Below are 23,970 nucleotides of genomic sequence, written 5' to 3'. Positions count from 1 at the left end.
CTGTGAACGAGGAATGGAACTCGCCGGACCTGGGCGGCAAGGTGGCCGTGGTCACCGGAGCCAGCCGCGGCGTGGGCCGCGGCGTCGCGCTCGCGCTCGGCGCCGCGGGCGCCACCGTGTACGTCACGGGCCGCAGCACTCGAGGCGGCGCGCGCACCGAAGGACTGCCCGGCACGGTGGACGACACCGCCGACGAGGTGACCCGGCGCGGCGGCAAGGGCATCGCCGTACGCTGCGACCATGGCGTGGCCGAGGACAACGAGGCGCTCGCCGCCCGCGTCCAGGCCGACCACGGCAAGCTGGACCTGCTGGTCAACAACGCCTGGGGAGGCTACGAACGCTCCTCGGACGTGCGCTTCGACGCACCCTTCTGGGACCAGCCGATGTGGCGCTACGACCTGTTCGAGACGTCGCTGCGCGCGCAGTACGACGTCACCCGCAGGCTCGCCCCGCTGATGCTGCCGCAGCAGAGCGGCGTGATCGTCGGCATCAGCTTCTCGGACGGGGACATCTACCTCGGCCAGGTCGGCTACGACGTCTTCAAGTCGGCCTCCGACCGCATGTGCCGGGGCTTCGCCTCCGACCTGCGCAAGAAGAACGTCGCGGCGCTCTCCCTGCACCCGGGCTTCGTCCGCACGGAGCGGGTGGAGGCGGCATGGGAGGCGATGGGTGACGGCCCCGCTTCGGTGGTGCACTCCCCGGAGTACGTGGGGCGGGCGATCGCGGCGCTGCTCGCGGACCCCGAGGTGATGGAGCGCACGGGCAAGGTCCTCAGCACCGGCGACCTGGCACTCGAGTACGGCTTCGCCGACGTGGACGGACGGCAGCCGCCGGCGTTCCGACTGGAGGGGCGGATGAGTCTGGCCACCCGGATGCACCGCCTGAACAAGGTGGTCAAGTCGGCGGCGGACCAGTAGGGGAGCCGGACCGACGCCGGGGGCCGATCCCGGCCCGGTCAACTCAGTCGGTCCAGCATCAGCCGGGAGGTACGCATGAGGGGGAGCCGTCCCCGTTCGCCGGGGTCCTGGAGACGCAGGGCGACGGCCGCGTGAGCGCCGTCGGGAGCGGGCACGTCGAGCAGGGCCCAGCCGGCGGGCGCGGGCGGCGCCCAGGGCGGGGCCAGCGCCGCGGCGAGACCGACGTGATGGGCGCCGACCCCGCCGGGCAGTCCGGTGCCGATGCCCTTGAGGAAGGCCTCCTTGCGCACCCAGCAACCGAGCAGGGCTTCCTGACGCACCGCCGGGTCCAGTCCGTCCAGGGCCCGCCGTTCGGCGGGGTGCAGCCGCCTGGCCATCCGTTCGAGACCGGCGCCGACCAGATCCAGGGACTCGATGTCGGCCCCGACCGGCGAGGCGGCAAGGGCGTAGAGCGCGACGTCCCCGGCGTGCGAGAGCGAGAAGTGCACTCCGGGGTCACCGGCGACGGCGGGCCGCCCGTGCGGCTCCTCGCAACCGGGCATCCCGCACCGCTCGCGGACGAGCACGACGTCCCGCGGGGCGATCCCGAGGCGGGCGCCGAGCAGCACGCGCAGCCCCACGTGGGACGTGACGAAGCGCGTGCGCGCCGCCGGGTCCTGGAACCCGGCGGCACGCTGCGCCTCTTTGGCGTCGAGCATCCCGGCGCGCGCGGCCGCTGCGGCGGCGTGCTCCGGAACGCACAGCGTCCACACGTCGACCGTCGGAGGGGACTCGGTCACGAAGGTGTCACTTCAGCCACTTCATTCATGAAGGTGTCGCTACGGCCTGTCGAGTTCCTTCGCGTCGGCCCGCAGTTCGTCCGACCACTCCGCGGCGAGGAGCGCGGCCTCCACCCGGGACCGCAGCCCCAGCTTCCGGGTGATGCTGGTCAGATGGGCCTTGACCGTGCGCTCCGCGATGCCGAGGCGACGGGCGAGCTCCCGGTTCCCCTCACCGTCCGGCAGGACGCCGAACACTTCGAGCTCCCGTGGTGTCAGGACCCGCAGGGCGGAACGTTCCACCGATGCCAGACGTCTGCCACCGGTCCCTATTCGTGTGTCCACGCCACCGTCGACCTGAATATCCCCGTGCATGCGTTCTCCAACTCCTTGAGGAAGTCGTCACCGCGGGAGGAGCCGGATCGATTTAATGGTCTCAACCGCCGTCCCCCCATTGACTCGAAGTTAATAAGACGGCGCCCGAACTCGCCGGTCGCCGTTGGGACTTGCGTAAGTCGCACTGTACCCCCAAGGAGAGGGCGGCAAGGCGGAAGCCTTTGCCGGGGGACGGGTGATCGCGATCGTAACTAGTTGAGCGCTCAACTCCGCATGGTGACATGGGCGTTCGGCGGGGCGGCGTGGCCCGGCCCAGCCCGGTGACCATGGTCACCAAGGGGGCGGCGAGCGTCTTTGGCACGCCTTTCCGGCGAGGCTTCGGCCCGCGTGCGGAATTCTTTGCAGGGGTGGTGAATTGCAATCCGTACCGCGCTCCGGCCCGTCATGCATTCCTCTCCCCCTCAGGGCATGGGAAATTCTTCGTCAAGTGGAATTGACGACTCCGTGCAAAAAGCACCGTCCGCCGACGCAGCCATCTCGAGGTGACCCTATGTCGACCAATTCATCTGCCCCGGCCGGTTCCGACGCCGTCGCCGGTTCCCGCATCGCGGCCGTCGCCGGTGTCCGCCCGGAACGGGTCGTCGGCAACGAAGAGCTGGGCAGGGGACTCGGCGTCACGGCCGAGTGGATCGAGCGACGGGTGGGAGTGCGCGAGCGGAGGTTCGCCGGAGCGCGGGAGACCGTCACGGGGATGGCGGCGGGCGCGGCGGCCAAGGCGCTCTCGGCGGCGGGTCTCGCCCCCGCCGACATCGATGTGCTGGTCCTGGCCACCTGCTCCATGCCCTCGCCGATGCCGAGCGGCGCGGCGTCCGTCGCGGCGCTCCTCGGGGTCCCGCGCATCGCGGCCTTCGACGTCAACGCGGCCTGCGCGGGCTTCTGTTACGCCTTGGGCGTCGCCGACGGCCTCATCCGCTCCGGCACCAGCCGCCGCGCCCTGGTCATCGGGGCCGAGCGGATGACCGACTGGGTGGACCAGCGGGACGTGGACACCGCCACCGTCTTCGCCGACGGGGCCGGCGCCGCGGTCGTCGTCGCCGCCGAGCGGACGGGGATCCACCCGGTGGAGTGGGGCGGGGACGGCGACAAGGCCGCGCTGGTCGCCATCCCCGACCGGCACGGCAGCGTGACGATGCAGGGCCAGGCCGTCTACCGCTGGGTGACCTCGGAGCTCGCCTCGGTCGCCGCGGCGGCCTGCGCCCGTGCCGGGCTCGCCCCGGCTGACCTCAAGGGCCTGGTGACCCACCAGGCGAACCTGCGGATGATCGAACGCCTGGCGGCGGGCCTGGGCGCCACGAACGCCGCCGTGGCCCGGGACATCGTGGAGAGCGGCAACACGTCGGCGGCCTCCGTGCCGCTGGCGCTGTCCCGGCTGATCGACCTCGGCCAGGTCAGGCCGGGGGACCCGATCCTCCTGATGGGCTTCGGCGCGGGCCTCAGTTACGCGGCCCAGGTGATCGCCTGTCCGTGACGGGAGACCTTGACGGGAGACCGTGACGGGAGGCAGCTCCTCGCTGTATCGTTGCCATACAGCCCTTGACCTGCACAAACGCAGGCAGGGAGCCTAGATCAGGGAGTGCTTCCATGTTGCGCACCATGTTCAAGTCCAAGATTCACCGTGCCACGGTCACCCAGGCGGACCTGCACTACGTGGGCTCGGTCACCATCGACGCCGACCTCCTCGAAGCGGCCGACCTGCTGCCGGGTGAACTCGTGCACATCGTCGACATCACCAACGGCGCCCGCCTGGAGACCTACACCATCGAGGGCGAACGCGGCAGCGGCGTCATCGGCATCAACGGAGCGGCCGCGCACCTCGTGCACCCCGGCGATAGGGTGATCATCATCAGCTACGCCCAGGTCGACGACGCCGAGGCACGCACCCTGCGGCCCAAGGTCGTGCATGTCGACGGCGAGGACAACCGCATCGTGGCCCTCGGGAACGACGCGTCCGCGCCGGTGCCGGGCGCCGACGACATGGCCCGCGGTCCGCAGGCCGTGGCAGCCCTTCAGGAGAGCCGATGAGCAGTGGGATCGAGATCCGCGACGACCGGGAGCGCGGCGCCCTGGAGGCGCGCGCGGACGGCGAAGTCGTCGGCCAGATCGTGTACTTCACGCTGGACGCGCCCGAAGCCGCCCTGGTGCCGGTGCACACCGAAGTGGTGCCCGCGCACGAGGGGGAGGGCATCGCGGGATCGCTGGCCAGAGAGCTGTACGCGATGGCGGCTCGGGAAGGCGTCGCCGTCGCGCCCCTGTGTCCGTACGTCGTGAAGTGGGCCGAGCGCCATCCGCAGGAGGCCCCCGTCCCCTCGGGAGAGCTGGTCGCCGCCGCCCTGGACAAGGTGAAGTCGGACCCGTCCGCGTGGTGACGCCGACACTCGCCCTGCTGCACACCTCGCCCGTGCACGTCCCCGTCTTCGAGGGGCTGCGCGACCAGGACCATCCGGGGCTCGCCCTGCGCCACCTCGTCCACGAGGAGCTGCTCGCGCGCGCCGGTGCCGAGGGCCCCGAGGCGGTGGCCGACGCCGTCCAGGAGCTGCTCGTGCGGGCCGTCGCCGAGGGAGCGGACGCCGTGCTCTGCACCTGCTCGACGATCGGCGCCGTCACCGAGGCGCGCGCCGCGGCCGTCGGCATCCCCCTCGTGCGCGTCGACCGGCCCATGGCCGCCGCCGCCGTGGCCGCCGGGCGCCGCGTGGCCGTCGTCGCCACCCTGGAGAGCACCCTTGGCCCGACCCGCGCCCTGGTCGAGGACGAGGCCGCCCGCGCCGGGCGGCCCGTCGACGTCACGACGGTCCTGGTGGAAGGCGCCTGGGAGCGGTTCGAAGCCGGGGACAGGGCAGGCCACGTACGGCTGATCGCCGATGCCGTCGACGCCCTGGAGGGTGTCGATGCCGTCGTCCTCGCCCAGGCGTCCATGGCGCAGGCGGCGGACCACGCCACCCTCGCCGTACCGGTCCTCTCCAGTCCACGCCCCGGCCTGCGCGCGGCCGTGGCGGTGCTCCGGGTCGGCGCGGACGCCAAGTCGTAGGCTGAGCGCGGGAGATGAGTGACCGCTCGTCTCCCGCGTACCCCTTCGACTTCACAGGAGCGGACATGGCGCAGCAGGACGAAGAGGCCGTGGTCAGTCCCACCGGCTGGGTGGCCGAGCAGGCCCGCAGATACGAGGAGTCGGGCGGCACCACGGGCACCGGGGTCCAAGGCGTTCCCTGCCTGCTGCTCGACTACCGCGGACGGCGCACGGGGCAGCTGCGCCGCACCGTACTGATCTACGGCCGCGACGGCGAGGACTACCTCGTCGTGGCGTCCAACGGCGGCGACGACGAGCACCCCCTGTGGTACCGCAACATCGTCGCGGAGCCCGACGTGCGCCTGCGTGTGGGCACCGAGGAGCGGTTCGCCGCCCGTGCCGAGACCCTGTCGGCCGAGGACAAGGCCCGGGTCTGGCCGAGCCTGGTCGAGCTCTTCGCCCTCTACGCGGACTACCAGGCCAAGACGGAACGCGACATCCCCGTCGTGCGGCTCAGCCGCGTCCAGGACTGAGGTCGCACGGCCCGCGGACGCGTTAACTCGGCAGGCGTGGGCACGCGAGGCGGGAGAGAGTGGACACGACCGATCTCCGACGTCGATGGAGGAGACATGACCGTCCCGTACCCCGACCCCGTGCCGCCGAGCCCGATCCCCGACCCGGGCGGGCCGAGCCCGGTGCCCGACCCCGAGCGCCCCGCGCCAGGACCGGGCCCCGTGCCGCGTCCCACGCCGGGGCCGCCGCCGACCCCGCTGCCGCCGCCGGCTCCGGAACCCGAGACGGAACCGAAGCCGGTCTGACGTCAGGAGGAGGCCGTCAGGCCCGCACCTCCGAGCGGTCACCGCCCCACAGGGTGTGGAACGAACCCTCGCGGTCCGTACGCCGATAGGTGTGCGCCCCGAAGAAGTCCCGCTGTCCCTGCGTGAGAGCGGCCGGCAGGCGGTCCGCGCGCAACGCGTCGTAGTACGCGAGGGCCGCCGAGAAGCCCGGCGTGGGCACACCCTGCTGGGTGGCCGCGACCAGGACCGCGCGCCAGTCGTCCTGGGCCGCGCCGATCTCCTGCGCGAACGTCTTGTCCGAGAGCAGGCTCGGCAGGTCCGCGCGCGTGTCGTACGCGGCGCGGATGCGGTCCAGGAAGGCGGCGCGGATGATGCAGCCGCCGCGCCAGATGGCGGCGACCGCGCCCAGGTCGATGTCCCAGCCGTACTCCTCGCTGCCCGCGGCGACCTCGTGGAAGCCCTGCGTGTACGACACGATCTTCGACGCGTACAGCGCCTGCTCGACCTGGTCGGCGAAGGCCGCGGCCTCGGCCTCGCTCAGCGCACGCGCCGTCGGGCCCGCCAACTCCTTGGACGCCTCCCGCAGTTCGGTGTGGCCCGACAGCGAGCGGGCGAACACCGCCTCCGCGATGCCCGACACCGGGACGCCCAGGTCGAGGGCGATCTGCACGGTCCAGCGGCCGGTGCCCTTCTGCTCGGCCTGGTCCTGCACCACGTCCACGAACGGCTCACCCGTCGCGGCGTCCACGTGCTTCAGGACCTCCGCCGTGATCTCGATCAGATACGAGTCCAGGCGGCCGGTGTTCCAGGTGCGGAAGATGTCCGCGATCTGCGCGGGGGAGTAGCCCGCCACATCGCGAAGCAGCTGATACGCCTCGGCGATCAGCTGCATGTCGGCGTACTCGATGCCGTTGTGCACCATCTTCACGAAGTGCCCCGCGCCGTCCGGACCGACGTGTGTGACGCACGGGGAGCCGTCCTTCGCCTTCGCCGAGATCTTCTCCAGCATCGGGCCGAGCGAGGCGTACGACTCCGGGGAGCCGCCCGGCATGATGCTCGGGCCGAGCAGCGCGCCCTCCTCGCCGCCGGAGACGCCCGTGCCGACGAAGTGGATGTCCTGCTCGCGCAGTTCGCGCTCGCGGCGCCGGGTGTCCGCGAAGTGCGCGTTGCCCCCGTCGATGATCATGTCGCCCGCCTCCATGAGCGGCGCGAACTCCTTGATGACGGCGTCCGTGGGATCGCCCGCCTTCACCATGATGACGAGGCGGCGCGGGCGCTCGAGGGCAGCGACGAACTCCTTCGCCGTCTCGGTGGCGATGAACTCGCCCTCGTGGCCGAACTCCTCGACCAGCGCCCGGGTCTTGGCCGCCGTGCGGTTGTGCAGGGCGACGGTGTAGCCGTTGCGTGCGAAGTTGCGGGCCAGATTGCGCCCCATGACCGCGAGGCCTGTGACACCGATCTGGGCTGACGTGCTGCTCATGCCGTGGCTCCTGGGGATGAAAGTGCCGGTGGTGTTCGCCAGTATTGCCCCGCGGCGTAGCGTGACATTCCGACACTGTGTCCGACGGAGGAGCCGCCCGTGCCCCATTTCGACATGCCGCTCGACGAACTGCGCCGCTACCGGCCCGACCTGGCCGAGCCCGAGGATTTCGACGCCTTCTGGGAGAAGACCCTTTCGGCCGCACGTGAGCACGACCTGGACGCCCGCTTCGAGCCCGTCGACGCGCACCTGAGCACGGTCGACGTCTTCGACGTGACGTTCGCCGGGTTCGGCGGCCACCCGGTCAAGGGCTGGCTGATACTTCCCGCCGGGACGACCGAGCCGCTGCCCACCGTCGTCCAGTACATCGGATACGGCGGCGGCCGCGGTCTCCCGCACGAGCACCTGCTGTGGTCGGCGGCCGGCTTCGCGCACTTCGTGATGGATACCCGGGGACAGGGCAGCGGCGGCTCGGCGGGCGACACCCCCGACCCGGTCGGCAGCGGCCCCGCCTACCCCGGCTACATGACGCGCGGCATCGAGGACCCGCACGAGTACTACTACCGGCGCGTCTTCACCGACGGCGTACGCGCGGTCGAGGCGGCCCGTACGCATCCGCTGGTGGACTCCTCGCGCGTCGCCGCGGTCGGCGGCAGCCAGGGCGGCGGGATCACGCTCGCCGTCGGCGGACTCGTCCACGACCTGGCGGCGATCGCATCCGACGTGCCGTTCCTGTGCGACTTCCCGCGCTCCACGACCCTCACAGAACGGCCGCCCTACCGGGAGATCGCCCTCTACATGAAGGCGAAGCGCGGCGCGGAGGAGCGCGTCTTCCGTACGCTCTCCTACTTCGACGGCGTGCACTTCGCGGCGCGCGGCACGGCGCCCGCGCTCTTCTCGACGGCGCTGGAGGACATGACGTGCCCGCCGTCCACCGTGTTCGCGGCGCACAACGCCTATACGGGAGCGGAGACTTCGATGGAGGTGTACTCCTTCAACGATCACGAGGGCGGCGGCCCCTACCAGCAGAATGTTCAACTCCAGTGGCTTCCGCGGCATTTGAAGGGCTGACGGTTGGTGCGCCCCCTCGGTCGTGCGCCCTTGTCACGGTTCGGTCGGACCGGCTAACTTGCCGCCTTGTCGTGTGTCTGACGTGACTGTTCTGACGTGACTGTGATGTGCGTGACTGAGGGGGCTCCCATGGCCGTACGCGGTCGTCACCGCCGGTATCAGCCGAACCGGATCAACCGTGCGTCGCTGACCGTGACGGCGGGCGGCGCCGGGATGGCGCTGCCACTGATCGGCACCGGCACGGCACAGGCGGCCGACGTCGACACCTGGAACAAGGTGGCGGCCTGCGAGTCCACGAACAACTGGAGCATCAACACCGGAAACGGCTTCTACGGCGGCCTCCAGTTCACGCAGTCCACCTGGGAGGCGTACGGCGGCACCGCCTACGCCCCGCGCGCCGACCGCGCCACCAAGGACCAGCAGATAGCCGTCGCCGAGAAGGTCCTCAAGGCGCAGGGCCCGCGTGCCTGGCCGGTCTGCTCCGAGCGGGCGGGCCTGACGCGCGGCGGAGACGCGCCCGACGTCACGCCGGCGAGCGCGCCCAAGAAGGCGGCGCCGAAGGCCCCCCAGCGCGAGGCCAAGGACGTCAAGCCGGAAGTGACCCCGCAGTCCACCGCGGGCCGCGGCCAGATGTACACGGTCGTCCGCGGCGACACGCTCTCCCAGATCGCCGACGAGCGCCGGGTCGGGGGCGGTTGGCGGCAGTTGTACGAGGCCAACCGCACGACGATCGGCGGCGACCCCGACCTGATCACACCGGGTCAGCGGCTCGCCCTCGAAGCCTCGCGGAAGAAGGCCGGGAAGCCGCAGACCCCGCCGAAGCCGCGCACGGAGGCCAAGCAGCGGGCCGAACCGAAGCCGCAGGCCAAGGCCGAGCCGAAGAAGGCCGAACCCAAGAAGGCCGAGCCCGCCCAGGCCTCGCACGGCCTCTCCGCACCCGTGGCCGCATCGCCGAGCACGCCCTACCGCGCCGCGGGCGGCTCCTGGTCGAAGGGCTACCACACGGGAGTCGACTTCCCCGTGGCCACCGGCACTTCGGTGAAGGCGGTCGCCGCGGGCACGGTCGTGTCTGCGGGCTGGGGCGGTTCGTACGGCTACGAAGTGGTGATCCGGCACGCCGACGGCAAGTACTCCCAGTACGGCCACCTCTCGGCGCTCACCGTGAAGAGCGGCCAGAAGGTCGGCGCGGGCCAGCGCATCGCGCGCTCGGGGTCCACGGGCAACAGCACGGGCCCGCACCTGCACTTCGAGGTGCGGACGGGACCCGGGTTCGGCTCCGACGTGGATCCGCTCGCGTACCTGCGGGCCGGCGGCGTCCGCATCTGAAAGACCGAAGCCCCTGGGAGATCCCAGGGGCTTCGCTCTGTGTGCTGTGCGTGCTTCAGGAGCCGATGCGCTCGCGGCCGTGGCCGTGGCGGAACAGCGCCCGCCGGTGCGGCCCGGTCGTCGGCTGCGAAGGCACCGCGGGCAGCTCTTCCGGCCGCCGGATCTCGGGGGCCGCCGGATCCGCGGCCCCCGGGCCGCCCTTGGCCACCTGCACCGTCGGCGCCGACGCACCCTGCGCCGCGCCGATCCGCTCCGTGGTCAGCAGGATCAGACCGCCCGCCGCGACGACACCGAAGCCCAGGGCCACGGCCGTGCCCGCCGAGCCGTAGCGGAACGATTCGTCGAAGAGCGTGAGGCCCACCGCGGCCGCCACGACCGGGTTCACGACCGTCACCGTCGACAGCGGCGCCGCGAGACCCGCTCCTCGGTACGACGCCTGCGAGATCAGCACACCGGCCGCCGCCAGGACCGCGATCACGGCGAGGCTCGGCACCTGCCGCGTCAGGGACACGTGCGCTTCCAGGTCCACCGCCACCGTCTTGGTGAACACCGAGGCGATGCCGAAGGCGACGCCCGCCGCGCTGGCCAGCAGCACGCTGCGCACCACCGGATGCCGGTGCACCGCGTGCGCCACGACGATGAGCGCCACCACGGCCCCCGCCGTCACCAGCGCCACCATGACCCGCTCGGCGTCGTCCAGGGACTGCGCGTCGGCCGACTGCGTCAGCGAGAGCAGTCCGGCAAGGCCCACGGTCGCCATGATCGCGCCGCGCCACGCGGTGGCCCCCGCCTTGCGGCGCACGAAGAGCGCGGCCATCGGCAGCGCGAAGACGATGGTGAGGGCGCCGAGGGGCTGCACCAGGCTCAGCGGCCCGTACGCGAGCGCCACCACGTGCAGCAGCGCACCGAGGCCGTTCAGCGCGATGGCGACCCACCAGGCGCCGCGGCGCAGCGGGGCGTACCGTCGCTCCGGCGTGCTCACGGCGACGCGCTCCTGCAGGATGGCCCCGCCCGCGTACGCCACGGCGGAGACGAGGGAGAGCACCACGGCGAGCGTGAGGGCACTCATGAGGTGCTCCACGGCTTGCGTCGCGCCCCCTGGTGGGCCCGGGGCGTCCGGTGCGGCGAACGGTCGGCTTCCATACTCACTACGATCTCGCGGATTTCGCTCCACGTCGTCGTACCTCAGCAGGCATTGGGTCCTACTACCGATGGAGTACGACCGGGGAGATGTCCTCCCCCGGGTGGGTTACGCCGCGGTTCGGTGGATCATCCAGACTCTCGAAAATTCTTGCGTGAGCGCCCTCCTGAGCACCCCCTTCCAGGCCACTGGGCGCGCTGTGTGCGCGACCGCGTGCCTCTTGCGGGGTGCCGCCCCTCCAGTGTGCTCCCAGCTCCTCGAAAAGCTTCCTGCGGATTTACCAGGAAGCCATCTGACCTGGGCTTTTACGGTGCCCGGTCATATTCTTGACCCTCGTGGAAAGGGGTCCGGATGCACCGGAACATACGCAGTGTCGACGACGTCCTGAAGCTCATGGACGGCATGTTCGCGCCAACAGCCGACCGCTGGAGTGCCGACGCGGCGAGCTGGTGGGACGGCTTCTACACCGACCGCTCACGCCCGGTGCCGTTCTTCGTGGCCAAACCGGACGAGAACCTTGCCTCCTACATGGACCGGGGCCTGCTCACCCCGGGCCGAGCACTCGATCTGGGCTGCGGCCCCGGCCGCAACGCGCTGTATCTGGCCTCCCTGGGGTTCCGGGTGGACGCCGTCGACCTCTCCCCGCAGGCCGTCGCCTGGGCCGAGGAGCGGGCCCGCGAGGCCGGGGCGGACATCCGCTTCCACCGCGGCGACGCCTTCGCGCTCACGGCGGCCGAACTGGGCGGCCCGTACGACCTCATCCACGACTCGGGCTGCTTCCACCACCTGCCGCCCCACCGCCGCGTCAGCTACCTCTCCCTGCTCGACCGCGCCTTGGCCCCCGGCGGCCACCTCGCCCTCACCAGCTTCGCCGCCGGCGAGGGGGGCTCCGGCTCCGAACTGCCCGACGCGGACTTCTACCGCGCGTCCGGGCTCCAGGGCGGCCTCGCCTACACGCCGGAGTCACTGCGCTGGATCTTCTCCGACTTCACGGAGGTCGAACTGCGCCGCATGCGCGACGAACCCGCCGACTCCGCGTACTTCGGTGAGCCCTTCCTCTGGACGGCCCTGTTCCGCAGGGACGCCTAGGCTCTGCTCTCGTGAATGCCCCTCTCGACCTCACCGAAGTCGGCTCCGTCGGCGGATTCTTCGCCCTGCGCACCGGGGCGCCACCCGGCGGCGCCCACGTCACGCCCCTGGCACGGCTCTACGCGGGAGACGGCGGGCCCCTCGCGTTCCGCGTCGACAAGGTCGCCGCCCGCCTCGGGGCGCCCGAGGCGCGTATCGCCGTGTCCGTGGCGCAACTGGGGCTCGCGGCGCGCCTGTGGTCCGTGGCGCTCGGCTCGGCCGCGCTCCACGGCCAGGTGCCCGACCTCGACCCGGCGCTGCTGCACTGGGACGCGGACGGCACCTCGCCCGACGACCTGTGGCTGACGGACCTGGGCACGCGGCCCGGCGACGCCGCGAGCATCCGGGACGTCGTGCAGCACGGCCATCTGGCGCCCCTGGCCGACGTTTTGCGCACGCGGTACCGGATCTCCGCACCCCTCCTGTGGGGCAACGCGGGCTCCGCGCTCGCCGGAGCGGCCCGCGAGCTGGACACCTGGGCGCGCCGCACCGGACGTACCGACGTGGGGGAGCGGGCACGGGCGCTGGCCGTCGAACTCTTCGACCACCCCGACCTGCGCTCCACCGGAACCCTGAGCGGCACCGCGTTCCGCCGCCGCAGCTGCTGCCTCTACTACCGCTGCCCCGACGGCGGCGTGTGCGGGGACTGCTGCTTCGACCGGCCGCCCCAGAGGTCGGTGCGGACCTCTTCCCCGCCGGGCGCTTCTGGGTGACCATGAGGGGGCGGGCGACCGACGGCTGGGGCGGACGGACGGGGGGTGCTGCGTGCGAGTGGGACTGCTCACCCGGGAGTATCCGCCGGATGTCTACGGCGGAGCCGGAGTCCATGTCGAGTTCCTCGCAAGGGAGTTAGAGGCCCTCGTCGACGTCGACGTGCACTGCTGGGGAAATCGGCCGGCCGCCGACGGGCTCGTGCGCCACCAGGCCTGGGACGCCCTGGACGGCGCCAACGACGCACTGCGCACCTTCTCCGTCGACCTCTCCATGGCGGCCGCGCTCACCGGGTGCGACCTCGTCCACTCCCACACCTGGTACGCCAACCTCGCGGGCCACTTCGGCAAGCTCCTGCACGGCATCCCGCACGTCATGACCTCGCACTCCCTCGAGCCCCTGCGCCCCTGGAAGGCCGAGCAACTGGGCGGTGGGTACGCCCTTTCCAGCTGGGCCGAGCGCACCGCCGTGGAGTCCGCGGACGCCGTGATCGCCGTCTCGCGCGGCATGCGGGCCGACATCCTCGGCTGCTACCCCGCCATCGACCCGGCGAAGGTGCACGTCGTCCACAACGGCATCGACACCGCCCTCTACCGCCCCGACCCCGGCACGGACGTCCTGGAGCGCCTGGGCATCGACCCCGAGCGGCCCTTCGTCCTGTTCGTCGGACGCATCACCCGGCAGAAGGGCGTGCCCCATCTGCTGCGCGCCGCGAAGGAGTTGGACCCGGCAGCCCAGCTCGTGCTCTGCGCCGGAGCCCCCGACACCCCGCAGATCGACGCCGAGTTCCGCACCCTCTTCGAGGAGCTGAGCCGCGCCCGCGCGGGAGTCCACTGGATCCCGGAGATGCTGCCGCGCCCGCAGATCGTCCAACTCCTCACCCATGCACGGGTGTTCGTCTGCCCGTCCGTGTACGAGCCGCTCGGCATCGTCAACCTGGAGGCGATGGCGTGCGGCACGCCGGTCGTGGCGTCGGACGTCGGGGGCATCCCCGAGGTAGTCGCCGACAAAAGTACGGGACTCCTCGTCCCGTACGAGGAGAAGGAGCCGGCGGCCTTCGAGGCGCGGCTCGCGCGGGCCCTGAACGAACTGGTCGCCGATCCGCGCGCCGCGACCCGCATGGGCGCCGCCGGACGCGACCGCGCCGTCCGGGAGTTCGGCTGGGACGCGGTCGCGCGACGCACGACCGAGGTGTACGCGGAGTTACTCGAGTCCAAGTGATCCCAGTTAAGGGGGCGGCGCGATGCGCGGTGGACCTTCGGTGCTCGGAATCGTCCTGGCGGGCGGTGAGGGAAAGCGCCTGATGCCCCTCACGGCCGACCGGGCCAAACCAGCGGTCACGTTCGGCGGTACGTACCGCCTCGTCGACTTCGTGCTCTCCAATCTCGTCAACGGCGACGTCCTGCGGATCTGCGTACTGACCCAGTACAAGTCGCACTCCCTGGACCGGCACGTCACCACCACCTGGCGGATGTCCAGCCTCCTGGGCAACTACGTCACCCCGGTCCCGGCGCAGCAACGTCTTGGTCCCCGCTGGTACTTGGGCAGCGCGGACGCGATCCTGCAGTCCCTCAACCTCGTACACGACGAACAGCCCGACTACATCGCGGTGTTCGGCGCCGACCACGTCTACCGCATGGATCCGCGCCAGATGCTGAGCCAGCACTTCGAGAGCGGCGCGGGGGTCACGGTCGCGGGGATCCGTGTGCCGCGCTCGGACGCGGCATCGTTCGGCGTCATCACGCCCTCGCGGGACGGCACGCGCGTCGACAGCTTCCTGGAGAAGCCCGCCGACCCGCCCGGTCTGCCCGGGTCACCGAACGAGGTGTTCGCCTCCATGGGCAATTACGTCTTCACGACCAAGACACTCGTCGACGCGATCCAGCAGGATGCCGAGGACGGCAACTCCGTGCACGACATGGGTGGTTCGATTATCCCCATGCTCACCGAACGCGGCCTGGCCCAGCTGTACGACTTCGACGACAACCACGTGCCCGGGGAGACGGCGCGCGATCACGGCTACTGGCGTGACGTCGGCTCACTCGACGCGTACTACGAAGCACACATGGATCTGATCTCCGACCAGCCGGTCTTCAACCTGGACAACCGGCGCTGGCCCATCTACACCCACTCCGGGGGTCTGCCGCCCGCCAAGTTCTGCGCGGCGGGCATCGCGAGCGAGTCCATCGTCAGCCCCGGGTGCGTCATCCGGGGGCAGGTCACGCGTTCCGTGCTCTCGCCCGGGGTGACGATCGAGGACGGGGCGGTCGTGCAGGGCTCGGTGCTGCACGACAACGTCCGTGTGGGCAGGGGCGCGGTGGTGCGGGGCGCCGTCCTGGACAAGAACGTGGACGTCCCGCCCGGGGCGACGATCGGGGTCAACCCCGAGCGGGACGAAGAGCTGTACACGGTGTCGAAGGGGGGCGTGATCGCGCTGGGGAAGGGGCAGGCCGTTCCCATGTGACACCCGGGTGTGCCTTCTACAGCACCCGGCGCCTGCGGCCCAGCCACGTCTGGGCGATCACCACGAGGGCCAGGAAGGCGCCGCTGACGACCTGTTGATAGGCGGAGTCGAGCGAGCCGATCTGGTTGATGACGTTCTGGATGACCTTCAGGAGCAGTACGCCCACGAGTGACCCGCTGATGAAGCCGAATCCGCCGGTCAGCAGCGTGCCGCCGATGACGACCGCGGAGATCGCCTCCAGTTCCATGCCCGAGCCGAGGATGGTGACGCCCGAGACCAGCCAGGCCGCGTTGAGCGCGCCCGCGAGACCCGCGCAGAGGCCGGAGAGGGTGTAGACGGTGACCTTGGTGCGGGCCACGGGAGCGCCCATGAGGGCCGCCGCGTCCTCGTTGCCGCCGACCGCGTACACGTACTGGCCGAAGCGGCTGCGGCGCAGCACGACGGCGCCGACGACGAAGAGGGCCAGGGTGATCCAGACGGGGGCGCCGATGCCCAGGAGTTTCCCCTGGCCGAGCGTCGCGAAGAACGAGTCCTTGTCGACCAGGTAGGTCTTGGAGCCCTCGTCGGTGATGGACAGGAGGATGCCGCGTGCGCCGAGCATCGCGGCCAGCGTCACGATGAAGGGGGCCAGGCGGGAGCGGGCGATGAGGAGGCCGTTGACGAGGCCGATGAGTCCGCAGACGGCCAGCGGGAGCAGGAGCGCCACCGCCGTCCCGTACTGCGAGCCCCAGGCCGCGAGGACGCCGCCGAGTGCGAACAGGGACCCCACGGAGAGGTCGATGCCGCCCGTGATGATCACGAACGTCATGCCGAGCGCCACGACCGCGAGGAACGCGGAGGACACCGCCATGTTCTCCAGGTTGTCCCCGGTCATGAACGTGTCGAAGCTGAGCGAGGCCGCGATGACGGCGACCACCAGGGTGACCAGGGCGCCGTGCTGCTGGGCGAGTGCGCTGACGCGATCGGAGCGGCTCGCGCCGGTCTGCTCGTCCCCTGGCTTCTTCATGGGCTTGGCCTCGGATAGGACGGTGCCGGTCACCGCTTGCCCCTCTCCCGTGCCGCGTAGACGGCGAGAATGATCACTACGGCCTGGGCGATCTGTGTCCACGAGGGCGGCAGATCGTGCTTGATGAGCGTGGCGGTGAGCAGCTGGATCAGGACGGCGCCCGCTACGGTGCCGCCGATCCGTACGCGTCCGCCGCTGAGCGGGGTGCCGCCGACCACTACGGCGGTGATGGCGGAGAGTTCCATGAGGTTGCCGAGTGAGGTGGGGTCGCTGGCGGTGAGACGGGCCGTCGCCAGGACGCCCGCGATGGCCGCGAGGACGCCGGAGCAGACGTACACGAGGATCAGTACGCGGCGTACGGGGAGTCCCGCGAGGCGTGCGGCCGGGCGGCTGTCGCCGATGGCCAGGAGCTGGCGGCCGAAGGTGGTGCGCTTGACGACGAAGGCGACGATGAGCGCGAGGGCCGCCGCGATCAGGACCAGGTAGGGGATGCCGAGGACCGCGCCGGAGCCGAGGCTCGCCATCGTCGGGTCGCGGACGTCCTTGAGCTGGGGGAGCAGCACCAGGGCGAGTCCGCGGCCGGCGACCATCAAGGCCAGTGTCGCCACGATGGGCTGGACGCCGATGAACGCGATGAGGGAGCCGCTGGCCAGGCCGATGGCCGCGCCGCCGATGAGCGCGACGATGAGTGCGATCCATGTCCCATAGCCCAGGTAGAGGGAGAGGAGGGACGTGGAGAGCGCCATGACCGAGCCGACGGAGAGGTCCACGCCCTCGCTGCCGATGGCCAGGGCCATGCCCAGGGCGACGATGAGGACGGGGGCTACCTGGACCGCCTGGGTGCGGAAGTTCTCCGCGGAGAGGAAGTGGGGGGTCAGGGCGATGTTGAGGATCAGGAGAACGGCTACGCCCAGGTAGACGCCGTAGTTCTGGAGGTAGCGCAGGACGCGCTCGCGGTCGGCGGGGGCTTTGCCTCCCAGGGCCAGGTCAGTCATGGGTGCTCCGGGGGTGCCTGCCGGCGGGGCGTCGGGTGCGCTTCGGGTCGACTTGGGGGCGGGGCCGCGCCGGTATGTCCGTCCTCGCCATCGTCCGGTCATTCACCGGGGCCCCCTGTGGTTGCTATCGCTCGCATGAGGGCGTCCTCTGTGACCTTGGTGCCGGTCAGTTCCTCGATGACCTTGCCGTCCTTGAGGACTATGACCCGGTCCGAGCCCTCTATCAGTTCCTCCATGTCGGAGGAGATGAGGAGGACCGCAAGGCCGTCGTTGGCCAACTCGTCTATGAGTTTCTGGACTTCGGCCTTCGCGCCGATGTCTATGCCTCGGGTGGGCTCGTCCAGGAGGAGGACCTTGGGGTTCATGGCCAGCCAGCGGGCCAGCAGGACCTTTTGCTGGTTGCCGCCGGACAGCTCACCTACTTTTTGGTGCGGGCCCGATGCCTTGATGCGCAGGCGCTTCATGAAGGTGTCGACGATGGAGTCGATCGCGCCCTCGTTCACCAGGCCGAAGCGCGAGAGGCGGGGGAGTGCGGCCAGGGCGATGTTCTCGCGGACCGAGAGGCCGGGGACTATCCCCTCCGCCTTGCGGTCCTCCGGGAGGAGGCTGATGCCTGCTCGGATCGCGGCCGGGGGTGAGCCGGTGCGGACCGGGGCTCCCGCGATCATGACGTGGCCGGAATCCGGTGGCAGTGCTCCCGCTATCGCCTTTGCCGTTTCGCTGCGGCCGGAGCCGAGCAGGCCGCCCAGGCCCACCACCTCGCCGGGGCGGATGTCGAGCGACACGTCGTGCAGGTGGTGGCGCATCGTCAGGTTGCTTGCCTGGAGGACCGGTTGGGTGTCCGGAGCGTGGTCGCCGGTGAACTTTGTCACGCCCTCCTCGCGGACCTCGCCGACCTCGCGGCCCAGCATGAGGGCGACGAGGCGGAGGCGGTCGAGTTCCGCTATCGGGCCCGTGTGCACCAGTTTGCCGTCCCGCAGGACCGTGACCGTGTCGCACACCTCGTAGAGCTCCTCCAGGCGGTGGCTGACGTAGATCACCGCGATGCCCTGGTCCCGCAGCATGCGGATGACGCCGAACAGGGTCTGGACCTCGCGGGGTTCGAGTGACGACGTCGGCTCGTCCATGATGACGACCTGTGCGTCGACCGAGACCGCCCGCGCCAGAGCCACCATCTGCTGCGTGCCTACGCCCAGTTCGCGCAGCGGGCGGCGTACGTCGACGCCGATGCCCAGGCGTTGCAGGGCCTCTTCCGCCTCGCGGTGCATCCGGCGGAAGTCGATGAGGCCCAGCCGGTTGCGTGGCTCGCGGCCGAGGAAGAGGTTGCGGGCCACGCTCATCAGGGGGACGAGGTTGACCTCCTGGTAGATGGTGGAGATGCCCGCGTGCTGGGCCTCGAGAGGGCTGGAGAAGGTGACCTGGTTGCCGTTGTAGGTGAGCTTGCCCGTGTCCGGGGCGTAGACGCCTGTCAGGACCTTGATCAGGGTCGACTTGCCCGCGCCGTTCTCGCCGATCAGGGCGTGCACCTCACCTGCGCGTGCGGTGAAGTCGACCCCGTCCAGGGCCCGTACGCCCGGGAACGTCTTGCTGAGGTGGGTGACCGAGAGGACGTCGGACATCTCAGAACGCCTTGCCGAGGTCCGCCTTGGCGTTGTCCTTCGTGTACGCGCTGTCCTTGATGACGATGTCCTGCGAGACCTTCGTGCCCTTGGTGAAGGTGTCCAGGGTCTGGAAGGCGAGCGGGCCGAAGCGCGGGTTCGACTCGATGACGCCGTCGATCCAGCCGTCGACGATGCCCTGCACGGCGTTGCGCGTGCCGTCGACCGTCACGATCTTCACGTCACCGGCCTTCTTGCCCGCGCCCTTGAGGGCGTTGACGGCGCCGAGGCCCATCTCGTCGTTCTCGGCGTAGATACCGTTGATGTCCGGCTTGGACTGGATGAGCTGCTCGGTGACCTGCTGGCCCTTCTCGCGGGCGAACTCGCCGGTCTGCTTGAAGACGACCTTCAGGTCGGGGGCCTTCTCCTTGATGCGGTCCTGGAAGCCCTTGGTGCGCTCGGTGGTGACGTTGTTGCCCGCCGCGCCGAGCAGGATCGCGACCTTGCCCTTGCCGCCCGTCGACTTGATCATCTGGTCGGCCGCGCGCTTGCCCTGCTCGACGAAGTCCGAGCCGATGAAGCTGACGTAGTCCTTGCAGGCCTTGGCGTTGATCTTGCGGTCGATGGTGATGATCGGGATGTGCTTGGCGGCGGCCGAGCGGAGGACCGGCTCCCAGCCGTCGGAGTTCAGGGGTGCGATGACAAGCAGGTCGGCGCCCTTGGCGATGAGGTCCTGGACGTCGCTGATCTGCTTGGAGAACTGCGACTGGGCGTTGGCGGTGAGCAGCTTGACGCCGCGCTTCTTCGCCTCGGCCTTGATGGACGCCGTCTCCGCGATGCGGAAGGGGTTGGCCTCCTTCTCCGACTGGGAGAAGCCGACGGTGGCGCTCTTGAGGTCGAGCTTCTTGCCGCCGTAGGCATCTATCGCGCAGGTCGGGCCGCTGCCCTCGCTGGGTTCCGAGACGACCTGTCCCGAGTCGCCCTTGTCCTGCGACGCGGAGCTCTTGTCGCCGTCGTCCTCGGACTTGGCGCATCCGGTGGCGAGGGCGAGGCTCGCGGCGAGACCGGCGGCGAGGAGGGTCCTGGCTGAGGTGCGGCTAAGGCGTGTGGTCGGCTTCATGGAGTCCCCAAAACGGCACGGCCCCGGCGCTGAGAGCGCTCACGGGAGAATGGCACTTGCGGTCAACTCGGCGGTACGGGGAGCTTTTTACATCGTTGGAAGGATGCTGTAAACCCTCCGCGCAACGGGAGGCCCCGGCCGTCGGCGCGGCCGGTCAGCGCCGGCCCAGCGTGCTCTCCCGCTCCACCAGGCGGAATTGCGCCGCGAGTTCACGGCCCGCGGGCTCCTCAGGGCCCTCCAGACTCCGCAGCAGCGAGGCCACCGCGAGCCGGGCGATGGCCTGTTTGTCCGGTGAGACCGTGGTCAGCGTGACCGCCCCGAACTGCCCCTCGGCGATGTCGTCGAAGCCGACCACCGCCACGTCCCACGGCACGCGCAGACCGCGCTCGTGCAGCACCCGCATGGCGCCGATCGCCACCAGGTCGTTGTACGCGAAGACCGCGTCCGGCCGCACTCCCGCGTCCAGCATCCGCGCCATCGCCTTCGCCCCGTCCCAGCGGTTCCAGCCGCCGACCGGGCCCACCAGACTGTCCGGCGCGGCGATTCCCGCCTGCGTCAACTCCTCGCGCCAGCCCTGGAGTCGCAGGTTCGCGGGGCGGTTCGCGGAGTCCGTCCGGGCGCCGAGGTACGCGATGCGGGTGCGCCCCCGGCTGATCAGGTGGCGCACCGCCACGCGGGCCGCCGCCACGTTGTCGATCGCGATGTGGTCGTAGGGCAGGTCGTACTGGCGCTCGCCGAGCAGCACCAGCGGTACGTCGTCCTCGCGGCCGAGCAGGTCGTCCGACTCCAGCTCCAGCGGGCTCAGTATCAGACCGTCGATCACCCGGGCCCGGAAACCCTGGCTGACCAGGACCTCCTGCTCGCGCTCGCCGCGGGTGTGGTCGAGCAGGACGGTGAAATCATGCTCGGCCGCCGCGTCGATGACCGCGCCCGCCAGCTCGGCGAAGTAGGGGTTTCCCAGCTCGGGGACGGCGAGCGCGATGATTCCCGTACGGCCCTTGCGCAGATGACGCGCCGTCAAATTCGGTCGGTAGCCCAGCTCGTCGATGGCCTCCTGGACGCGGGCCCGCATCGCCGGGGTGACGTGCTGGTACTTGTTCACCACGTTCGAAACGGTCTTGATGGAGACGCCCGCGCGCTCTGCGACGTCTTTGAGGCTTACCCGCACGTGCAGCTCCCTGCGTCGGTGTGCACCCCTGTCCTGGGGTGATTGTCATGACCCTGGACAGCGCGCCGGAGAGCGTGCTGTCATGCCAACTGCCGTTCCTTCCAACGTTGTACAGAGCCGTTGTACAGACTGCGGCGGCGAGCCGCCACCCCCTTCCTCAGCCTTCAAGCACCGCTTCGAGCAATGGAGGATCCGTGCGCCCGATCCGACCCAGACGAGTGCGGCAGCGACTGATATTGCTGCTCACCGTCGCCCTCGCCTTCGCCGGACTCACCGCCGTGCCGGCCGCCACAGCGGCCGACGAACCCCCCGAAGTCCACGGCCTGAAGGGCGAGTACTACACCCAGTCCGCCCCCGGAGCCTTCGACTTCCACGAGCTCAAGGCAACCGGCTTCGACCAGCGCATCGACTTCGACAACCTCGACCCGCGCCTGACCTTCGCCACCGGGAAGGCGGATGACGCCACCGTCCGCTGGACCGGCAAGGTCGTCCCGGCGAAGACCGGGTCCCACACCTTCTCGATGATCGGCGACAACGGCTTCCGGCTCTGGGTCGACGGCAAGCTCGCCATCGACCACTGGGTCGACGACTGGGACAAGGAACAGACCGCGAAGCCGGTCGAGTTGGAGGCCGGCAAGGCCTACGACATCAAGGTCGAGTACTTCGAGCACTACGGCGGCTCCAACCTCCACCTGCGCTGGACCGAGCCCGGCGGCAGCAAGGTGGCGATCCCGCAGTCGGCCTTCCGCCTCCCCGACGGCTTCGAGTACGACGGAGCCACCGCCGCCACGGTCCTCAAGGACGGCCGCACCCTGAGGCTCGACTTCGCCCAGAAGCTGGCGGCGCCCCCGCAGGACCTCGCCACCCACATCGAGGCCGTCATCGGCGGCGCCAAGTGGCCCATCAGCACCGTCAAGGCCGACCCCAAGGACGCACGCGCCCTGCTCGTGGGCCTCAAGGAGCCCGTGGTCGGCAACAAGGAGGGCACGGCCAAGGGCACCGCCGACCTGCGCTACGACGGCAAGGGCGGCCTGACCGGCGACGACGGCAAGGCGGTCGCCGCGTTCTGGAGCAGCGGCCCCAACCACTCCGAGCACCAGCTGCGCACCAAGTTCGCGGATGACGTGGGCCCGGACAACGCACTGCCCGAGTACCCCCGCCCCCAGCTGACCCGCGACGCCTGGCGCAACCTCAACGGCTCCTGGCAGTTCGCCTCGGCCAAGGCCGGCGAGAAGCCCCCGGTCGGCAAGCAGCTCGGCGAGAAGATCCTCGTCCCCTACCCCGTGGAGTCCCAGCTCTCCGGCCTCCAGCGGCACGAGGACCGCATGTGGTACCGCAGGACCTTCACCGTCCCGCAGGGCTGGAAGGTCGGCGACGGCAAGCGCCTCAAGCTCAACTTCGGCGCGGTCGACTGGCAGTCCGAGGTGTTCGTCAACGGCAAGAAGGTCGCCGAACACAAGGGCGGCTACGACAAGTTCAGCGCCGACATCACGGACGCGCTGAAGCCGGGCAAGACCCAGGAGCTGATCGTCGGCGTCTACGACCCGACCGACGGCAAGGACGGCGAGAACCCGCCGGTCGGCAAGCAGCGCCTGGACCCGAGCGGCATCTGGTACACCCCGACGTCCGGCATCTGGCAGACGGTGTGGATGGAGCCGGTCGCGGCCGACCACGCCGACTCGCTCAAGATCACGCCCGACGTGGCGACCAAGCAGGTCACCGTCGAGCCGAAGGGCGTACGCGACGGAGTGCCGGTCAAGGCGGTCGCGTACGCGGGCAAGAAGAAGGTCGCCGAGGCGAGCGGACGCACGGGCACACCGCTCAAGCTGAAGATCGCCAAGCCGCACCTCTGGTCGCCGGACGACCCCTTCCTCTACGACCTGAAGGTCACCGTCGGCCGGGACGCCGTCAAGAGCTACTTCGGGATGCGCTCCATCGCGGTGGAGAAGGTCGACGGCACCCCGCGCACGATGCTCAACGGCAAGCCCCAGTTCCTGATGGCCACGCTCGACCAGGGCTTCTGGCCGGACGGACTGCACACCGCGCCGACCGACGAGGCGCTGGCGTACGACCTCAAGATGCACAAGGAGATGGGCTTCAACTCGGTGCGCAAGCACATCAAGGTGGAGCCGGACCGCTGGTTCTACTGGGCGGACAAGCTGGGCCTGATGGTGTGGCAGGACATGCCGTCGATGGACGCGGGCCGCAACCCGAGCACGGCGGCGCGCGCCCAGTACGAGTCCGAGATGAAGCAGATGATCGACGAGCACACCAACCACCCGTCGATCGTCATGTGGGTCACCTTCAACGAGGGCTGGGGCCAGTACGACGAGGGCCGCATCGCCACCCAGGCCAAGTCCTGGGACCCGACCCGCCTGGTCAACGGCATGTCGGGCCTCAACCTCGGGCGCGACGGCGGCACCGGCGACATCATGGACGAGCACGGCTACCCGAGCCCGGCCCTGCCGCCCAAGCCCGACGGCGTGCGGGCGCAGCTCAACGGAGAGTACGGCGGCCTCGGACTCGCCGTGCCGGGCCACGCCTGGTCCGTGCAGCAGAGCTACGTCGACGTGGACCCGGCGACGTACACGGACGATTACCTCACCAAGCTCGACGAGGTCCACAAGCTCGCCTGCAAGGGCGGCAACGGCGCCGTCTACACCCAGATCTCGGATGTGGAGGGCGAGTTGAACGGCCTGCTCACCTACGACCGCAGGGTCATCAAGCCCGACGTGAAGCGACTCAAGGCAGCACATGAGGCCTTGATCAGCGACGCGTCGCGGCCGGACCCGGCGGGGTGCTCGGGTTCCTGACCCCAGCCCGCGGGCGCGCCCGGCCCGGCGGCGGGGCCGGGCGCCCGGTTGAGGAACGCCCCCACCCGGGGGGGCCA

At 70.6% G+C, this 23,970-nt stretch carries 23 protein-coding genes; 14 read left to right on the top strand and 9 right to left on the bottom strand.

Annotated elements, in window-relative coordinates; all coding sequences use genetic code 11:
* Positions 1 to 2: 2 nt before the first annotated feature.
* Entirely contained in the window at positions 3 to 917 is a 915-nt protein-coding gene (locus tag ACFUPX_RS35400) for an SDR family NAD(P)-dependent oxidoreductase (protein WP_383332205.1), read from the top strand.
* A 38-nt stretch (positions 918 to 955) separates the two neighbouring features.
* On the opposite strand, the gene ACFUPX_RS35395 is transcribed toward ACFUPX_RS35400, so the two are convergent.
* Both ACFUPX_RS35395 and ACFUPX_RS35390 read right to left on the bottom strand, forming a co-directional pair.
* On the bottom strand, positions 956 to 1,696 hold the full coding sequence (locus tag ACFUPX_RS35395) for a 4'-phosphopantetheinyl transferase family protein (RefSeq protein ID WP_383332203.1): 741 nt from the start codon (positions 1,694 to 1,696) through the stop codon (positions 956 to 958).
* Between the two features lie 39 nt (positions 1,697 to 1,735).
* Positions 1,736 to 2,050: a helix-turn-helix transcriptional regulator gene (locus tag ACFUPX_RS35390; protein WP_383332201.1), complete on the bottom strand. Its 315-nt coding sequence runs from the start codon at positions 2,048 to 2,050 to the stop codon at positions 1,736 to 1,738.
* Between the two features lie 511 nt (positions 2,051 to 2,561).
* Between ACFUPX_RS35390 and ACFUPX_RS35385 the strand changes: the two genes are divergently transcribed.
* The 6 genes from ACFUPX_RS35385 to ACFUPX_RS35360 all read left to right on the top strand — a co-directional run bounded on the left by ACFUPX_RS35385 (position 2,562) and on the right by ACFUPX_RS35360 (position 5,893).
* Positions 2,562 to 3,539, top strand: coding sequence for a beta-ketoacyl-ACP synthase 3 (locus ACFUPX_RS35385; protein WP_383332199.1), 978 nt, complete (start codon positions 2,562 to 2,564; stop codon positions 3,537 to 3,539).
* Between the two features lie 113 nt (positions 3,540 to 3,652).
* Positions 3,653 to 4,093 (top strand): aspartate 1-decarboxylase, encoded by a 441-nt coding sequence (panD, locus tag ACFUPX_RS35380; protein ID WP_383332197.1) that lies wholly within the window; start codon positions 3,653 to 3,655, stop codon positions 4,091 to 4,093.
* Positions 4,090 to 4,437 (top strand): GNAT family N-acetyltransferase, encoded by a 348-nt coding sequence (locus ACFUPX_RS35375; RefSeq protein ID WP_383332195.1) that lies wholly within the window; start codon positions 4,090 to 4,092, stop codon positions 4,435 to 4,437. Before panD ends, ACFUPX_RS35375 begins: the two co-directional genes overlap by 4 nt.
* Positions 4,434 to 5,096, top strand: a complete 663-nt coding sequence (locus ACFUPX_RS35370; RefSeq protein WP_383332193.1) for an aspartate/glutamate racemase family protein — start codon at positions 4,434 to 4,436, stop codon at positions 5,094 to 5,096. Before ACFUPX_RS35375 ends, ACFUPX_RS35370 begins: the two co-directional genes overlap by 4 nt.
* 65 nt (positions 5,097 to 5,161) lie before the next feature.
* Positions 5,162 to 5,608: a nitroreductase family deazaflavin-dependent oxidoreductase gene (locus ACFUPX_RS35365; RefSeq protein ID WP_383332191.1), complete on the top strand. Its 447-nt coding sequence runs from the start codon at positions 5,162 to 5,164 to the stop codon at positions 5,606 to 5,608.
* A 96-nt stretch (positions 5,609 to 5,704) separates the two neighbouring features.
* Positions 5,705 to 5,893: a hypothetical protein gene (locus tag ACFUPX_RS35360; protein ID WP_383332189.1), complete on the top strand. Its 189-nt coding sequence runs from the start codon at positions 5,705 to 5,707 to the stop codon at positions 5,891 to 5,893.
* A 16-nt stretch (positions 5,894 to 5,909) separates the two neighbouring features.
* Here the strand turns inward: ACFUPX_RS35360 and gndA are convergent, their stop codons facing one another.
* A complete protein-coding gene (gene gndA, locus ACFUPX_RS35355; protein ID WP_383332187.1) occupies positions 5,910 to 7,352 on the bottom strand; it encodes an NADP-dependent phosphogluconate dehydrogenase in 1,443 nt (480 codons plus the stop codon).
* Positions 7,353 to 7,451: 99 nt separating this feature from the next.
* Here gndA and ACFUPX_RS35350 point away from each other — a divergent pair, with 99 nt between their 5' ends.
* Both ACFUPX_RS35350 and ACFUPX_RS35345 read left to right on the top strand, forming a co-directional pair.
* Positions 7,452 to 8,423 carry an acetylxylan esterase gene (locus ACFUPX_RS35350; protein ID WP_383332185.1) on the top strand — a complete coding sequence of 324 codons (972 nt, stop codon included), beginning with the start codon at positions 7,452 to 7,454 and terminating at the stop codon, positions 8,421 to 8,423.
* A 129-nt stretch (positions 8,424 to 8,552) separates the two neighbouring features.
* Positions 8,553 to 9,749 (top strand): transglycosylase family protein, encoded by a 1,197-nt coding sequence (locus ACFUPX_RS35345; RefSeq protein ID WP_383332183.1) that lies wholly within the window; start codon positions 8,553 to 8,555, stop codon positions 9,747 to 9,749.
* A 55-nt stretch (positions 9,750 to 9,804) separates the two neighbouring features.
* On the opposite strand, the gene ACFUPX_RS35340 is transcribed toward ACFUPX_RS35345, so the two are convergent.
* Entirely contained in the window at positions 9,805 to 10,818 is a 1,014-nt protein-coding gene (locus ACFUPX_RS35340; RefSeq protein ID WP_383332181.1) for a DMT family transporter, read from the bottom strand.
* Positions 10,819 to 11,241: 423 nt separating this feature from the next.
* On the opposite strand from ACFUPX_RS35340, the gene ACFUPX_RS35335 reads away from it, so the two are divergent.
* The 4 genes from ACFUPX_RS35335 to glgC are packed head-to-tail and all read left to right on the top strand — an operon-like array spanning position 11,242 to position 15,193.
* Positions 11,242 to 11,979, top strand: a complete 738-nt coding sequence (locus ACFUPX_RS35335; RefSeq protein WP_383332179.1) for a class I SAM-dependent methyltransferase — start codon at positions 11,242 to 11,244, stop codon at positions 11,977 to 11,979.
* An 11-nt stretch (positions 11,980 to 11,990) separates the two neighbouring features.
* Positions 11,991 to 12,731: a (2Fe-2S)-binding protein gene (locus ACFUPX_RS35330; RefSeq protein ID WP_383332177.1), complete on the top strand. Its 741-nt coding sequence runs from the start codon at positions 11,991 to 11,993 to the stop codon at positions 12,729 to 12,731.
* A gap of 52 nt (positions 12,732 to 12,783) precedes the next feature.
* Complete coding sequence (gene glgA, locus ACFUPX_RS35325; protein ID WP_383332175.1) at positions 12,784 to 13,950, top strand: glycogen synthase; 1,167 nt, start codon at positions 12,784 to 12,786, stop codon at positions 13,948 to 13,950.
* A 22-nt stretch (positions 13,951 to 13,972) separates the two neighbouring features.
* On the top strand, positions 13,973 to 15,193 hold the full coding sequence (gene glgC, locus ACFUPX_RS35320) for a glucose-1-phosphate adenylyltransferase (protein WP_383332173.1): 1,221 nt from the start codon (positions 13,973 to 13,975) through the stop codon (positions 15,191 to 15,193).
* Between the two features lie 16 nt (positions 15,194 to 15,209).
* Here the strand turns inward: glgC and ACFUPX_RS35315 are convergent, their stop codons facing one another.
* The 5 genes from ACFUPX_RS35315 to ACFUPX_RS35295 all read right to left on the bottom strand — a co-directional run bounded on the left by ACFUPX_RS35315 (position 15,210) and on the right by ACFUPX_RS35295 (position 21,080).
* Positions 15,210 to 16,199, bottom strand: coding sequence for an ABC transporter permease (locus ACFUPX_RS35315; RefSeq protein WP_383332236.1), 990 nt, complete (start codon positions 16,197 to 16,199; stop codon positions 15,210 to 15,212).
* 29 nt (positions 16,200 to 16,228) lie between these two features.
* Positions 16,229 to 17,194, bottom strand: coding sequence for an ABC transporter permease (locus ACFUPX_RS35310; protein WP_383332171.1), 966 nt, complete (start codon positions 17,192 to 17,194; stop codon positions 16,229 to 16,231).
* A gap of 98 nt (positions 17,195 to 17,292) precedes the next feature.
* Positions 17,293 to 18,813, bottom strand: a complete 1,521-nt coding sequence (locus ACFUPX_RS35305; protein ID WP_383332169.1) for a sugar ABC transporter ATP-binding protein — start codon at positions 18,811 to 18,813, stop codon at positions 17,293 to 17,295.
* A gap of 1 nt (position 18,814) precedes the next feature.
* Positions 18,815 to 19,912 carry an ABC transporter substrate-binding protein gene (locus ACFUPX_RS35300; RefSeq protein ID WP_383332167.1) on the bottom strand — a complete coding sequence of 366 codons (1,098 nt, stop codon included), beginning with the start codon at positions 19,910 to 19,912 and terminating at the stop codon, positions 18,815 to 18,817.
* A 154-nt stretch (positions 19,913 to 20,066) separates the two neighbouring features.
* Positions 20,067 to 21,080 carry a LacI family DNA-binding transcriptional regulator gene (locus ACFUPX_RS35295; protein ID WP_383332165.1) on the bottom strand — a complete coding sequence of 338 codons (1,014 nt, stop codon included), beginning with the start codon at positions 21,078 to 21,080 and terminating at the stop codon, positions 20,067 to 20,069.
* 203 nt (positions 21,081 to 21,283) lie between these two features.
* Between ACFUPX_RS35295 and ACFUPX_RS35290 the strand changes: the two genes are divergently transcribed.
* Positions 21,284 to 23,893 (top strand): PA14 domain-containing protein, encoded by a 2,610-nt coding sequence (locus ACFUPX_RS35290; protein ID WP_383332234.1) that lies wholly within the window; start codon positions 21,284 to 21,286, stop codon positions 23,891 to 23,893.
* The last annotated feature ends 77 nt before the right edge of the window (positions 23,894 to 23,970 follow it).

The organism is Streptomyces sp. NPDC057302 (genome assembly GCF_042667685.1).
Lineage (GTDB): Bacteria > Actinomycetota > Actinomycetes > Streptomycetales > Streptomycetaceae > Streptomyces.
The sequence above is the reverse complement of the archived record's forward strand: the minus strand, read 5'-3'. Positions and strand labels throughout refer to the sequence as shown.